Below are 14,477 nucleotides of genomic sequence, written 5' to 3' on the forward strand. Positions count from 1 at the left end.
CTAACGCTGTTTGTACAGCCACACGCGCAACATGGAGCGCAGCTGATCGAGATCCACCGGCTTCGCCAGGTAATCCGACGCGCCCGACTTCAAACACTCCTCACGTGCCCGCGCCATGGCCTTGGCGGTCAGCACGATGATGGGCAGGTTGGCGTGCCGTTCGATGCGGCGGATGCGGCGGATCGCCTCGAAACCATCCATCTCAGGCATCATCACGTCCATCAGCACCACGTCGAAATGTTCCGGCGACTGCATGATCTCGATGGCGGCCGCGCCGCTCTCCGCATAACGAACGCGCATGTGATGGCTCTCGAGGCCGGCGGTGATGGCGAAAATGTTCCGGACATCGTCGTCCACGACCAGCACGCTTCGTCCTCGCAGCAGCGGATCTTCCTTGCGCGCACGCTCCAGCAACTGGCGTCGCGATTCGGGCAGGCGCGCCGCCGGGTAATGCAACAGCAGCGCCGTCTCGTCCAGCAAGCGCTCAGGCGAGCTGGCGTCCTTGATGATGATCGCTTCGGACACCGCGCGCAGTTCGGTCTCTTCGGTACGCGACAGCGGCTTACCGGTATAGATCACCACTGGCGGGGAATTCTTACCGAGCCGGCGTTGCATGGTCGCGATCATGTCGGCGCCGCTCATGTCGGGCAGCATCAAGTCCGCGATGATGCAGTGGAAGCGACCTTCGTTCAGCGCCTGCAGCCCCTCGGCCGCCGTTCCCTTGGCCACGATTTCGACGTCGGTGGCGCTGAACAGCTCGACCACTGCCAGGCGCTGACGCTCGTCGTCCTCGACGATCAACAGCCGCCGCGCTGGATTGTCGAGCAGCGCCAGCGTCTCGCCGAGCACGCCGTCCAGCATCTCGCGCGTGACGGGCTTTTGCAGGAACGTCAGGGCACCTTGCATGAGCGCGCGCTCGCGCTGGTCTTCCACCGAGATCACGTGCACCGGGACATGCCGCAGCTCCGGATCATGTTTCAAACGATCCAGCACCGCCCAGCCGTTGCTGTCCTTGAGCAGCAGATCGAGCGTGATCGCACTCGGCTTGAAACGCCGCGCGGCGCGAATCGCTTCCTGCGCCGAGCGCTCGATGATGACTTTGAAACCTTTCTCACGCGCGAAGTCGGCCAGCACCGCGGAGAAACTGCGATCGTCCTCGATGACCAGCAGAATGCGGTCGTCGGGCGCGAGGTTGGAGCGATCGTCGTCGGCGACTTCCGCCGGGTCATCGAACGCATCGATATCGGAAAGATTCGACTCCTCCACCACCGCACGCGGCGTGAGCCGCGCAACCGGGGGCGGCGGTTCGTGCGCTTTCACAGCCGGTGCCTCGGGCGCCAGCGTCGCCGGTAGGTACAGTGAGAAAGTACTGCCCACGCCCGGCTTGCTCTCGAGCGTGAGCGCGCCTTGTAACAAACGGCTCAACTCGCGACTGATGGACAGTCCCAACCCGGTGCCGCCATACCGCCGCGCGGTACCGGCGTCCGCCTGTTGGAAGGCTTCGAACACAATCTCGCGACGATCCTCGGGAACGCCGATGCCTGTGTCGATGACCCGGAAGGCAACGACGGCATCGGCGTTCGCCAGTCTCGAAACATGGCTGCCCCATCCTGAAGTCACGCGTTCGATCTTGAGCGTGACGCCGCCCCTGGACGTGAACTTGAAGGCATTCGACAACAGGTTGCGCAGGATCTGTTGCAAGCGCCGGCCGTCGGTCACCAGCGTCGCCGGCACATCCGGGCCGACATCCACAGTGAACTTGAGATGCGCGCTCTCGGCGACATGATCGAACGCCTGGCGCATCTGATAGGTGATATCACCGATACGCACCTGCGCGACATCGGCCGTCACCGTGCCCGATTCGATCTTCGCCAGATCCAGGATGTCGTTGATAAGCTCCAGCAGATCGTTGCCGGCGCCGTGAATGGTATTGGCCCGTTCGACCTGCTTCGGCGTCAGCGTGCCTTCGTTGTTCTCGGCCAGGATCTTCGACAGGATCAACAGGCTGTTGAGCGGCGTGCGCAGCTCATGCGACATGTTGGCGAGAAACTCGGACTTGTACTTGGAGCTGAGCGCCAGCTGCTGCACTTTATCTTCCAGCGCCAGGCGCGCCCGGTCCACTTCCTTGTTGGCGCGCTCCAGCGCCTCCCGCTGCTCCTGGAGCACCGTCGCCTTCTCCTCCATCTCGACGTTGCTCTGCTGCAGCTCCTCGTTGACCTGCTCCATTTCCAGATTGGCCTGCTGGAGCTCGGTCTGCTGCTCGCGCAGCTTCTCCGACATCTCGGTCGCTTCTTCCAGCAGTTGCTCGGTCTTTCGTGCTTCCTGCAAGACGTGCAATACGGTGCCGTAGCTGTCGCAGAAGCGGCGGAGCAATGTGAGTTGAGGCGCGGAGAAGCCGCTCAGCGTGGCCAGTTCCAGTACCGCTTTGACCTTGCCCTCGAACACTGCAGGCATCACCACCACCTGCGCCGCCTTCGCCTGACCGAGCGCCGAGCTGACGCGCAGATAATCTTCCGGCACTTTATCCAGCACGACGCCGTTGGCGTCGCGAAAGCATTGACCGATCAAGCCCTGGCCGCGGGCGATCCGCTGCGGTGGATGCTCGCTGGCGTAGCTGGCCTGTAGTTCCAGCGTGTCGGAGGTGTCCGTGTCCGGAACATAGATCAGCGATTGCTTCGCGCCGACCAGAACCGCAAGTTCCGATAGCAGCTTCGCGCCCAGCTTGGCCGGATCGCGAGCGCCCTCCAGCAGACGTGACAGGCGCGCCAGACTGGTATTCATCCAGTCCTGTTCCGCCAGCGCCAGCTCACGGGCGGCGATCTGTGCGCCCATGTGATTGAACACCACCGCCAGCCGCCCCAGCTCGTCATCGCGCACGACCTCGACCGCTTGCTGATATTCGCCTCGCCCGATACGTGCAGCGCCCTCCGACAGCGCCGCGACCGGACGCAAGATGCTGCGAGTCACGAGCCAGCCGACGAAGGTAATGAGCAGTACTGCCCCAAGCGAGCCAAAGGTAACGACGTGCCGTGTCAATTGCTCAGCTACGGCCGCACTCGAACGGCGTTCCGCCAGCAAATGCCCCTCTTCCGCATCGATCGCCCTGGCCAGCTCATCGACCCGACTCATGATGGCATTGCCGCTCGTGACCGTCGCATCGGCATCCGTGCGCCGCGGATCGAACAACTGCCGCATGGCTTCGAAACGTTGCCGGACGACCGGGACCAGCGTGCCCAACAACTCCTGTTGCCTGGCGTTGTCCTGGGTCAACGACCTGAGCTCGGCGAGAGTGCGCTCGACATCGACGAGCGTGGTATCGAACTGCTCGCGGAACACCGGTTCGCTGGTCAGTTTGAAACCCCGCGCCGCCGCCTCCGCCTGTCGGATCAGGCCAAGCGCGCGCTCATTCGCGTTGAGCACTTCCAGTGAATGTTGTACCCACTGTCGTTCTTCGCCCGCCGCTTCGAGCCGTGAATTCACTGCCACGCTGAACACCGCCAGCAACAGCAGCGCAACGCCAAAGCCCGCGCCGATGCGCACACCGATAGGCAGTAAAGAGCGACGGGCGGGTTCTAATGGAATGGCGGCAAGCGGCGGCCTGCTATCGATGCCAGCCGTGGCGCTGGAGTCCATCCTGAGGGCAGGGTCAGCCAGCCCGGTCTGTCCAAACGAGCTGGCGTGCATGTTCCAGTAACTGTTGCAACATCGGCAGCGGCCGCAATCTAATATCGTATGTCGCGCAGGACGATAGATACCCCGGCTACCTGGAGCAATCGGTAGTTAACGCGCCTACAGCATTTGATACCGACGACCGATGGGGCCGACCGACGCCTTGCACCGATCATTGCCATGTCGTGAACCGTTGCCGCGCCAACGGTGGTAACAACAACAAAATGCCGTCGGATGCCTAGTTTTCCTGGAGCGATGTAAACTGCCGATGCGTGACCGGACATCAGGGAGAGGTGGGGGGATGAATAAAGCGATGCAGCCGATCGTCCATATCCTGGACGACGACGACGAGGTCCGCGATGTGCTGACGGCGGTCGTCCAGGCCGCCAATCATGTCGCCCTTTCTTACAGCCGACCTTCTCAGTTCCTGGAGAAGCTCGATCCTTCGCAGCCGGGCACGCTGATCCTGGACGTGCGCCTGCCGGAAATGAGCGGGCTGGAATTGCAACGTCATTTGAACCGCATCGGCTCCATCCTGCCGGTGATCCTGATCACCAACCACGCCGACATTCCCATGGTGGTCGAAGCCATGCGCGAGGGCGCGTTCGACTTCCTGGAGAAGCCGGTGCGACACCAGGATTTGATCGAACGGGTCAACGCGGCCATCAAGAAGGACGCGCAGAATCGGGAGAGCATGCGCCGGCATGCCGACATCCGTTCGCGATTCCTCACGCTCAGCGCCCGTGAGAAAGAAGTCCTGCAGCTGGTGGTGGACGGGCGCGCCAACAAGGTGATCGCGCTCGATCTGGGGCTGAGCGAGCGCACCGTCGAGGTCCATCGCGGCAACATCATGGACAAGATGGGAGCGCATTCGCTGGCCCATCTGGTCCGCATGCACATGATCATTCAGTCCGGCCTGGGCAACGCCTGAGTTCCCTCGCCTGCCGCCCGCCTGGTGAACGCCTCGCCGACGGATGAGGCGTTCCCTCAATTCCCCGGGAATGTGCGCTCCGAGGCTGCCGGACGCAGCGCTGTGATGTTGAATCGCGCCACTCGATTCGTTCCCTGGCTTCGACCTGTTCCAAGTGGCTTCCGGCTCCCCTACCAGACTCCTGATCGGCATCTCCTCGGCTTGCATCGTGCTCGCGGTGACTCTGGCCGTGGCCGCGAAACTGTTCGTCAGCCGTTTCGACACCATCGAAGACGCGCGCACCCTGGAGAAGGCGGAGCAGATCGTGCAGGCGGTGGATGCCGATCTGAATCAGCTGGCCATCAGCACGCGGGACTATGGCCAGTGGGATCTGATGTACAGCTACATCCAGCATCCCACCCGGCAGTTCGTCGAGGAGAACTTCACTCCCGACTCGCTGGCCAGCATGGAAGTGGACATGGTCGCGATCCTGGCTGCGGACGGCGAGCTGCTGTTCTCGGCCGAATTGCTCGAAGACGAACGTCGGCTGCGGCCGGGACCGCCCGGGCTGCTGCAATTCGTCAGTCATCTGCGTGGCGAACGGCGCGACTGGCACGACCGCGCACCGGTCCAGCGCGTCGTCGATACGCCACGCGGCCCGATGGCGTTTTCCATCGTCGAGATCAATCGCTCCGACAAGAGCGCCCCGACCGGCGCGCTGCTGCTGTTCGCCCGCCATTTCGATCCGGATGAAATCGAGCGCATCACGCAGACCAGCCAGCTGCCGGTGACCATGACCCGCGTCGCAGGCGACGAGCTCGAGTACGCCCGGCTGCCCGACCAGGTGCGCGAGTGGGTCGCGACCGCCGGCAGCCCGATGACTTTCGGCACCAACATCGATGACGGGCGGGCAGTCAGTTATGCACTGCTGCGAGACATGCACGGCAAGCCGGTCGCTTTGCTGAGCGCGCCAAGCACTCGTGATATCGCGACACTCGGCCGTCGCACCACGTTGCTGCTGATCGGCACCATCGCGCTGGTGCTGATCGCCTGCGTCGCCTCGCTGACCTTCCTGGTTCTGCGACTCAAACAAAGCTGGGAGCGGCAGGTCGCGGCGGAGCTGCGCCATCGCCAGACGCTCGATCACGTCGGCGAGCATGACTCGCTCACCGAGCTGCCGAATCGCGTGTACCTGCACAAACGTCTGCCGCAGCTACTGAATGAAGCAACGGACAGCGGCCGACCGCTCACCCTGTTGTATGTGGACCTCGACCATTTCAAACACGTCAACGAATCGCGCTGTCACGGCATCGGCGATCAATTGATCAAAATCGTCGCACAGCGACTCCAGGCTGCCACCCGCCCGGCCGACATCGTGATTCGCTCCGGCGGCGACGAGTTCGTGGTCGTCGCGCCGATGCTGGAGAGCATGCTGGAGATTCGCGCGCTGGCCAGCCGGCTGCTGCGAGCGTTACGCGAACCCATTCCGTTGAACGACGTCACCGTCGCCATGACCGCGAGCATCGGCGTCGCGGTTTATCCGCACGACGGCATGGATGCCGAGGCGCTGCTGAAACACGCCGACATCGCGTTGTATCGTGCCAAGGAGCTCGGCCGCGACAACTTCCAGCTGTTCGACGCGAAGATGAACACCGAACTGGCCGAGCACGTCGCCATCGAACAGGCGCTGCGCCGGGCCATCGGCACCGACCAGATCCATCTGGAATTCCAACCGCTGGTGGATCTGCAGAGCGGCCGGCTGACTTCGTTCGAAGCGCTGGCACGCTGGCGGCATCCGGAGCTCGGCACCGTCTCGCCGGGACGCTTCATTCCGGTGGCGGAAAAGAGCGGCCTGATCGTACCGCTGGGCGAACAGATCCTGCAGATGGTCATCGAACAACTGCACGACTGGCAACGAGCCGCAGTGCCGCTGGTGCCGGTGGCCGTCAACGTCGCGCCATTGCAATTCGAGCGCAGCGACTTTCCGACCCGTTGTCACGAGCTGGCGCTACAACACGATCTCGATCCCAAGTGGCTGTCGTTCGAGGTCACCGAGTCGGCCTGGCTGCAGAACTCGACCAAGAGCGTGGTGATGATCGACACCCTGCGCCACGCAGGCTCGCGGGTCTATCTGGACGACTTCGGCACCGGCTTCTCGAATCTGAGCTACCTGAAACATCTGCCCATCGACGCGGTGAAGATCGACCAGGCGTTCGTCAGAAACATCACCGTCGATCCGGGCGACGCGGCCATCGTGCGCGGCGTGTTGGCCATGGCCAAGCAATTGAACATCGACACCATCGCCGAAGGCATCGAGACCGCCGAACAGCTCGACTGTCTGCGCGAGATGGGCTGTCATCGTGGCCAGGGTTATTACTTCAGCAAACCGATCCCGGTCGAGCAATGCCGCGCGTTGCTGGAAGAAATGGACGAGATGCGCCGCTTCACCGAAACCGTCAAGGCTCGCGCGCTGCACGCGCTGCAGGCTCATGCGCCCGCAGCGTAACTCGTCGGTACGGCCTGACCGCGACGAATCCAGACATCGCCGCTCCACAACTCGAACACCAGCACGCGGCTGCCATAGCCGCCGGTATGCTCGGTTGAAATAATGAAGCCATGGTCGGCGAGCAGGGCTCTGCCCGCCGCGATATTCCGACTCGACACTTCGCGCACATCGGTGGGCGGCCGATGGGCATCGTTGGCGCCGGCGAACATGGAACCGCCGCCGAACAATTTGACGATGTAGTCCCTGGGCTGCGTGCCAGCGTTACGCAGCTCACGAAGAAACATCTGCATTACTTCGTCGGCGTAGTTTCCTTCCACCGCCGCGGCCGCCGTCCCTCCCGCGCCTCGGTGGGGCAGCATGTAATGACACATGCCGCCAATTTTCCGCCGCGGATGCCACATCGTGATCGACACGCACGAACCCAGCACGGTACGAATCTTGGTGTGACCGCCACCGAAGTAAAACTGCCCGATGTTCAGGACCACCTCGGTGACCTTGGGAGCATTCAACATGACAAGCACCGGCACATCGTCGTCAGCATGACGATGCCGTGTGCATACAGCTACCAGGCAATGCCCCAACCCCGCCTGGGATTTTCGCGTCAGTCGCCTGATACGATCCCTTACGTGAATACAAAGGACCTCCCCGCAACAAACATCATGCGTCGCAATGAAGAGGTTTTCTCACAAAGGAGGTGCTATAACTTGTGTTAACAAAAATCAGCAAAAAAGCCTGGCGTGCGCCGCGCCGATTGCTCCTTGGGACGATTGCAACCCTTAAGCGGACCTGCGTATAGATGCGGACATCGGGCCATGGGCGGCCTGCATAGACTGCTCGCAAAATCCAGGGTGCAGCGAAGCCGATCGGAACTCGAGGCGCGCGACGAGGAGATCCCCTGAACAACAAACATGATGTTTCCTCACTGACCTCGGCCGCCGTCATGGCAGTTCGACCCGGCCCGCCGCTGGCCTTGATGCCGTTCGCTCGAGCGATCGCCGCGCTGTGCGTCGCCGTCGGCGTCACTGCTCTGATCGGCTGGTGGCTGTCATTCCCCATCCTGCACAACCTCGTGCCCGGCCTGGGCACGCTCAAACCCAATACCGCACTGTGTTTCGTGCTCGGCGGACTGTCTCTCGCCGGTCTGGCCGCGCACTCGCGCCCCAACGGCGGCGTATTCAGCCGACTGTTGATCAGGCTTCAGCCGATTGCGGCGACGTTGTTACTTCTGGTCACCGGTACCACCCTGTTCAGTTATGCCGTGCGCGCGCCCGTCGGCATCGATCTGCTGCTGGTACCGCACGATCCACCGAATCGACTGAGTCTGTTTCCCTGGCGCATGTCGCCCATCTCCGCCATCAGCTTCAGCCTGCTGGCGATCACCATGCTGCCGTGGCCGGCCCGCTTGACGCGGCTGTGGCTGGCGATGGAAGTGATGGTGCTGCTCATCTCGGTGAGTGCATTCATCATGGTGCTGGGCTACGCCTATGAAGCGGCGTCGCTGTACTCGCTGCCGGGTTTCTCAGTCGTGGCATTGCATACAGCGCTCGGCTTGCTGGTACTCACAAAGGCGGTGCTGACGGTTCATCCCCGGTTCGTGCTGGCGGCTCAGATCATGGCGCCGGATCAGGCGGGCGCGGAAACACGCCGCCTGCTGCCGGCCGCCATCGCTCTTCCCTGCATCATCGGCTGGTTGCTGTTGCAAGGTCAGCGGCGCGGCTTCTACGACGCCGAGCTGGGGCTGGCGATGTTGACGGCGGTCAACATGCTGGTGTTCTCGATGCTGATCTGGTGGAACTCACACATCGTCCGCCGCAGCGACCAGGCGCTGCTCGCTCATCTGCGTCGCGTCGAGGCGGTCGCCGAGCTGGATCGAGCCATTCTCGGCATGCGTTCCACCCGGGAGATCGCCGGCAAGGCGCTGGATCATCTGCGGCGAATGGTGCCATGCGCCGGGGCCAGCGTGATCGTGTTCGATCGTCACTCCAGCGCGCATCGCCTGCTGGCTGCCGGCACCTGTGGCGCCACGAACTTCATTCCTCGCGTGCATTCGGTCGCAAGCTATGAAGAAGCATTACGAGACGTGGGCTCCGGCCAGGCCATTCTGTTGGGTGAGTTGCGTGCTGTCGACTCGAATACGGAACTGCTCGAGGAGTTGCGCCGGGCCGGCGTCGTTTCCTATGCGGGACTGCCCTTGCGGGGAGAGCAGCATCTGCTCGGCATGCTGGAGCTGATCGACGCACGTCCGCATTGTTTCAATGACGAACACATCCAGGCGGCACACAGCATCGCCGATCAGCTCGCCATCGCGCTCCAACAGGCGCTGCTCCGGGAAGACATCGAGCGGCACACTGCCTCGCTCGAGCGGCGCGTGGCGGAACGGACGCGCGAGCTACAGGCGATGAATCAGGAGCTGACCTTCGCCAACCGCGACCTGGAGGAGTTCACCGCTTCGGCCGCGCACGATCTGCGGGCGCCGCTGAACGGCATGGCCGGCCATTGCGGCCTGTTGCAGGCGATGATCGAACAACATCCCGACGCAGCAGCCAGCCGTCACATGGAGCGCATCGACGCCTCGGTGCGACGGATGAACGACGTCATCGACGGCATGCTCGGGCTCGCCCAGCTGACCAAAATCGAGCTGACCCGTCGGCCGGTCGATCTGAACCTCGTCGCCAGCGAAGTGATTCAGGAACTGCAGCAGCAATACCCCGACCACCGCGTGCGCTTCCAGATCGACTGCGGCGCGCCGATCTGCGCCGACCCACGCCTGATGCGCAGCCTGCTGGTCAATCTGTTGGGGAATGCCTGGAAGTATACGACGCACACCGACTTCCCTTCAGTGACCCTCGTGCGTAAAGAAGACCCGGGCGGCCCGCTGTTCGTGGTCCGGGACAATGGCGTGGGCTTCGACATGAACTTCGCCCAGCATTTGTTCGAGCCGTTCCGCCGGATGCATACGCTGTCCGAATTTCCGGGCGTCGGTATCGGGCTCGCGACGGCCGCGCGTATCGTGCAACGTTACGGCGGCAGGATTTGGGCGGACAGCACCGTGGGCCAGGGCTCGTCGTTCCATTTCACGCTGCCCGAAGCGGCAGCGACCCACGACGAGCCGGTGACGACGGATTAGAACTCGTGCCAGTCGCCGCCGCTGGCCTTGGCCATCGGCGCCGGAGCAGCCTTGGCTCGCACCACCGCTTTCGGTGCCGGCTTGCGCATCGGTTTGCCGATCGGCTTGACCGTGGCAACCGGACGCGACGCGGCCACCGGCGCCACCGCATGCGATGTCACATTGTCGGCGGTCCGGAACTGCCCCACCTGCGCGACCAGGCCCTGACCCTGCTGTTCGAGCGACTTGCTGGCGGCCGACGCCTCTTCCACGAGCGCCGCGTTCTGCTGCGTCATCGAATCCATGGTCGAAACCGCGTTGTTCACTTGATCGATGCCCTGCGCCTGCTCTTCGCTGGCGGCGGCAATTTCGGCGACGATGTCGCTGACCCGCTTCACCGACTCCATGATGTCGGCGAGCGTGCGACCCGATTCATCGACCAGCTCCGAACCGGCACGCACTTTGTCGACCGAATCGTTGATCAGATCTTTGATCTCCTTGGCGGCGCTGGCGCTGCGCTGAGCGAGGCTGCGCACTTCGGAGGCGACCACCGCGAAGCCGCGCCCCTGCTCGCCCGCACGCGCCGCTTCGACAGCCGCATTCAACGCCAGCAGATTGGTCTGGAACGCGATCTCGTCGATCACGCCGATGATGTCCGCGATCTTGCGGCTGGAGGCATTGATCTCGCCCATCGCGCCCACTGCACGTTGCACGACCTGCCCACCTTTTTCGGCGTGCGAGCGCGCGTTGGTCGAAAGCTGATTGGCCTGACGCGCATTGTCGGCGTTCTGTTTCACCGTCGCGGTCATCTCCTCCATGCTCGAGGCTGTTTCTTCCAGCGCGGCCGCCTGTTCCTGGGTGCGCTGATTCAGATCGTCGTTACCGCGAGCGATCTGCAACGCGCCGCTCGACATGGACGCCGACAGCGTCTTGGTGGTCGAGATGATGTTGTGCAGCTTCTCGATGAAGCCGTTGAGCGAGCGCGAGATCTCGCCGAACTCGGCGGACATCGGCGGCAGTTGATAAGTGAGATCGCCATCGCCGGCGCGCAGATCCTCGGTGGCCCGCAACACCTGACGCAACGGGTTGACGATGCTGCGAGCGATGGCAATGGCCATCATGATCGACAGAATCACCGTCAACGCACCACCGCCGATCAACACCGAGTTGGCAAACACCCGCGCTGCTTCGGCGGCGGCGGCGCGCTCCTCCAGCAGCCTGGCTTCGATGTCGCCGAGCTCGTCGATGATGGTGCGCATGCTGTCCATGCCTCGCTTGCCGCGGGCTTCGCGCTCGAAAGCGACGATGTCCGCCATGCTCGCCTCGCCAGTGATCACTTTGCGTCGCAGACCGATCGCGGGCTCGAGGGCCTGGCCCACCCATGCCTGCTCAGTCGTGCGCAGCTGTTTGAGCTTCTCCCTGACGTGCTCATCCAGCGTCTTCTCCTCGGCCGCCGCGAGATGCTTGTCGAATTCCGTCCGGCCCTGGTTGAAAGGCTCGAGGAAAGTATCGACACCGGCGAGCAGAAAGCCCCGGGTACCGGTTTCCATGTTGACGAGCGCATCGCTCAGACCGTTGATCTCCTCGATAACGTCATAGGTGTGAATGTTGGCGCGCTGGGCGTCGACCTGCTTGTTCTGGCTGACGGTGGCGACACTGATCAGCGCCACCAGGATGGCGATGACGATCGAAAAGGCGGCGATCAGGCGCGCGTTGATGCTGAGTCTGGACAGGCCCACAGGGACTCCGAGGTATGAGCACAGTTCTGCGTAGCTCGATATATCGGTCGTCCGCGGCGGGCCTTGACCTGAGCTGTAGTGATTCGGGGACGGCCTTACTTCCTACCAACGCAGGATGTCCACCGAGGAGCGGGAACTTCTACAATCAAGTGCTTATTGCTTGACTTGCGCAATCGGCCCGTTCCGCCCATGTGACAGCTCATCGGCGGCCCTCCAGCTACCGAGCGCAAGTGACTGACACCACACAAAAAGCATATGGCGCGCCTGCACCAAAATGGGGCACGCGCCCCAAAGTTAACGGTAACGGCAGCGACTGGAGCTACCATTCGCCCCCGCCGATGAATCCGTTTCTATCCAACACCCTGGAGGGATCATGACCGTCTTGCGAAATACCGCAGGTGATCCGGCCAAACAGCAACAAGCCATCGAAGCCCTCGCCAAGGAAAGCGAGACCTCAATCGAACACGTGCGCGAGCTCTACGAAATCGAACATGCTCGCCTGAATTCGCAAGCTCGAGTGAAGACTTTCGTCTCCGTGATCGCGACGCGCCTGGTGCGCAACACGCTGCACGCAGAACGTACCAGCAGCTGAGCTGAGCCGTCTTCCGGTCGCTCGGTTGTCATCGAGCGATCATCGAATCGAAACCTGCGTTGAACTTCGCCGGCGTATCTGTAGGCCGGTTCGAGCGCCCATCGAGTCAATTGTAAGAATGCGGCGCCGAACTCCCTATCCATTCGCAGGAGAGTTCAATGCCACGTTCTTTGCAATTGGCCGCGCCCGCGGCTTTGCTGGCGGCACTTTGTTCCTTTGCCGCGCTCGCCGGTGACTACGGTCGCGGCGACGACTACGGCGATCGTCACGACGACAAAGGCTCGCGCGGCACCGTGCAACTCGGCGACCGCCCGTTCTTTCTGATCGACGGTCTCGACGACAGCCGCCTCAAGGACAAGCTGCAGAGCTGCAAGGCCGGCCCATTCTACCAGTCCAGTTTCTCCATCGCCCATCGCGGTGCCCCGCTGCAGTTCCCGGAGCACACTAAGGAATCGTATGAAGCCGGCGCACGTCAGGGCGCGGGCGTGGTCGAGTGCGATGTGACTTTCACCAAGGACGGCGAGCTGGTGTGTCGTCACGACGAGTGCGATCTGCACACCACCACCAACATCGTCGACACCGACCTGAACGCCTCGTGCACCGTGCCCTGGGCTCCGGGCGTCACGCCGAAGTGCTGCGCCAGTGACATCACGCTCGCTCAGTTCAAGACGCTGAAGGGCAAGATGGATGCGTCCAACCCGAGCGCCACCACGTCGAAGGGCTACCTCGGCGGCACCGCTTCGTTCCGCACCGATCTCTACAACAGCCGCGGCACTCTGCTGACGCTGAAAGAGAGCATCGCGCTGAACAAGAAGCTCGGCGTGAAGCACACTCCGGAACTGAAGGCCGGCAATCCCGCGCGCCTGCAGACGGTGTTCGGCGGCCAGGAAGGCTACGCGCAGAAGATGATCGATACGTTCAAGGCCGCCGGCGTGAACCCGAAGGACGTGTATGCGCAGTCGTTCGACGTGCGCGACGTTCTGTACTGGATCAAGAACGAGCCGCGCTTCGGTCAGCAGGCCGTGTACCTCGATGACGTCGATCCGTCGTCGCCGGGCTTCCCGCGCCTGACGGTGGAAGAGCTGAAGCAGCTGAAGAAGCAGGGCGTGAAGATCATCGCTCCGCCGATCGGCGTGCTGCTGGCGGTGAACAGCAACGACGAGATCGTGCCGTCGCAGTACGCGCTCGACATCAAGAGCTTCGGCTTCGACATCATCACCTGGTCGTTCGAACGTGCCGACCTGCGCAACGGCGGCGTCGGCGCGGGCTTCTACTATGCGTTCGATCCGACCGGCCGTGCGCTGAAGAAAGACAGCGACATGTACAAGGCGCTGGATGTACTGGCCCGCAAGGTCGGCGTCATCGGCATCTTCTCCGACTGGCCGGCGACCGTCACCTACTACGCGAACTGCATGGGATTGAAATAATCCCGAGACCAGAATGGCAAAAGCCGGCGGCACTCGGGCCGCCGGCTTTTGTTATCGACTGATTACAGACGCGGCGTCTTCTGGCCCTGACCGCGAACCAGATTGTTGCCGACCTCGCTGACCATCACCGTCGCCAGCGTTTCCTGATCGCTGTTCGCGTCGATGGTCGCGACGTGATAGATCTCGCAGGTCGCCGCCTCGTGCGTCAGGTCGAGCACGCCATAACCACGACGGTTGAGATTGATGTACTTCAGGTGCGGCGACACGAAGCGCAACTGCCCCGCCAGCGCATCGGCGAGCGCATCCGGCACCGAAAGCGCTCATTGTTCTAGCTCCTGCGGCTGGGGCCGGTCCTGCGCTCCCGGCATTCGGCGTCCTGCCCAGCACCGGGACCTTCGACGCTTTGCAACCTGACGGCAAATCGGCCGCCGCGCGAGCTGCATTTCATGCAACACTGGTTCGAGCGCACGCTGCCCCATCGAAGAGCGCGCTCTGTTATTCATGGCGGTCGTTCAACTTCGTGAAATC

The 14,477-nt window shown here is 62.8% G+C and carries 9 protein-coding genes; 5 read left to right on the top strand and 4 right to left on the bottom strand.

All coding sequences use genetic code 11. The annotated features are described in order from the left end of the window. On the bottom strand, positions 1-3,633 hold the full coding sequence (locus EKO19_RS05035; RefSeq protein WP_217705120.1) for a response regulator: 3,633 nt from the start codon (positions 3,631-3,633) through the stop codon (positions 1-3). Between the two features lie 337 nt (positions 3,634-3,970). Between EKO19_RS05035 and EKO19_RS05040 the strand changes: the two genes are divergently transcribed. Together EKO19_RS05040 and EKO19_RS05045 are read left to right on the top strand one after the other, a co-directional pair. Further along, positions 3,971-4,600, top strand: a complete 630-nt coding sequence (locus EKO19_RS05040; RefSeq protein WP_175596957.1) for a response regulator transcription factor — start codon at positions 3,971-3,973, stop codon at positions 4,598-4,600. 208 nt (positions 4,601-4,808) lie between these two features. Beyond that, on the top strand, positions 4,809-7,085 hold the full coding sequence (locus EKO19_RS05045) for a putative bifunctional diguanylate cyclase/phosphodiesterase (RefSeq protein WP_129775280.1): 2,277 nt from the start codon (positions 4,809-4,811) through the stop codon (positions 7,083-7,085). Here the strand turns inward: EKO19_RS05045 and EKO19_RS05050 are convergent. Next, positions 7,067-7,597, bottom strand: coding sequence for a chemotaxis protein CheD (locus EKO19_RS05050; RefSeq protein WP_129775281.1), 531 nt, complete (start codon positions 7,595-7,597; stop codon positions 7,067-7,069). The genes EKO19_RS05045 and EKO19_RS05050 overlap by 19 nt on opposite strands. A gap of 428 nt (positions 7,598-8,025) precedes the next feature. On the opposite strand from EKO19_RS05050, the gene EKO19_RS05055 reads away from it, so the two are divergent. Then, a complete protein-coding gene (locus EKO19_RS05055; protein ID WP_129775282.1) occupies positions 8,026-10,212 on the top strand; it encodes a sensor histidine kinase in 2,187 nt (728 codons plus the stop codon). Here the strand turns inward: EKO19_RS05055 and EKO19_RS39440 are convergent. Continuing rightward, the gene (locus EKO19_RS39440; RefSeq protein WP_129775283.1) at positions 10,209-11,930 is read right to left on the bottom strand and encodes a methyl-accepting chemotaxis protein; all 1,722 of its coding nucleotides are present in this window, start codon (positions 11,928-11,930) and stop codon (positions 10,209-10,211) included. The genes EKO19_RS05055 and EKO19_RS39440 overlap by 4 nt on opposite strands. A gap of 373 nt (positions 11,931-12,303) precedes the next feature. On the opposite strand from EKO19_RS39440, the gene EKO19_RS05065 reads away from it, so the two are divergent. Next, positions 12,304-12,522, top strand: coding sequence for a DUF3562 domain-containing protein (locus EKO19_RS05065; RefSeq protein WP_129775284.1), 219 nt, complete (start codon positions 12,304-12,306; stop codon positions 12,520-12,522). A 158-nt stretch (positions 12,523-12,680) separates the two neighbouring features. Then, positions 12,681-13,949, top strand: coding sequence for a glycerophosphodiester phosphodiesterase family protein (locus EKO19_RS05070; protein ID WP_129775285.1), 1,269 nt, complete (start codon positions 12,681-12,683; stop codon positions 13,947-13,949). A 62-nt stretch (positions 13,950-14,011) separates the two neighbouring features. Here EKO19_RS05070 and EKO19_RS05075 read toward each other — a convergent pair whose 3' ends face one another. Beyond that, positions 14,012-14,260 carry a hypothetical protein gene (locus EKO19_RS05075; RefSeq protein WP_129775286.1) on the bottom strand — a complete coding sequence of 83 codons (249 nt, stop codon included), beginning with the start codon at positions 14,258-14,260 and terminating at the stop codon, positions 14,012-14,014. Between the last annotated feature and the right edge of the window lie 217 nt (positions 14,261-14,477).

It is taken from the genome of Peristeroidobacter soli, from assembly GCF_004138485.1.
GTDB classification, from domain to species: Bacteria; Pseudomonadota; Gammaproteobacteria; order Steroidobacterales; family Steroidobacteraceae; genus Steroidobacter; species Steroidobacter soli.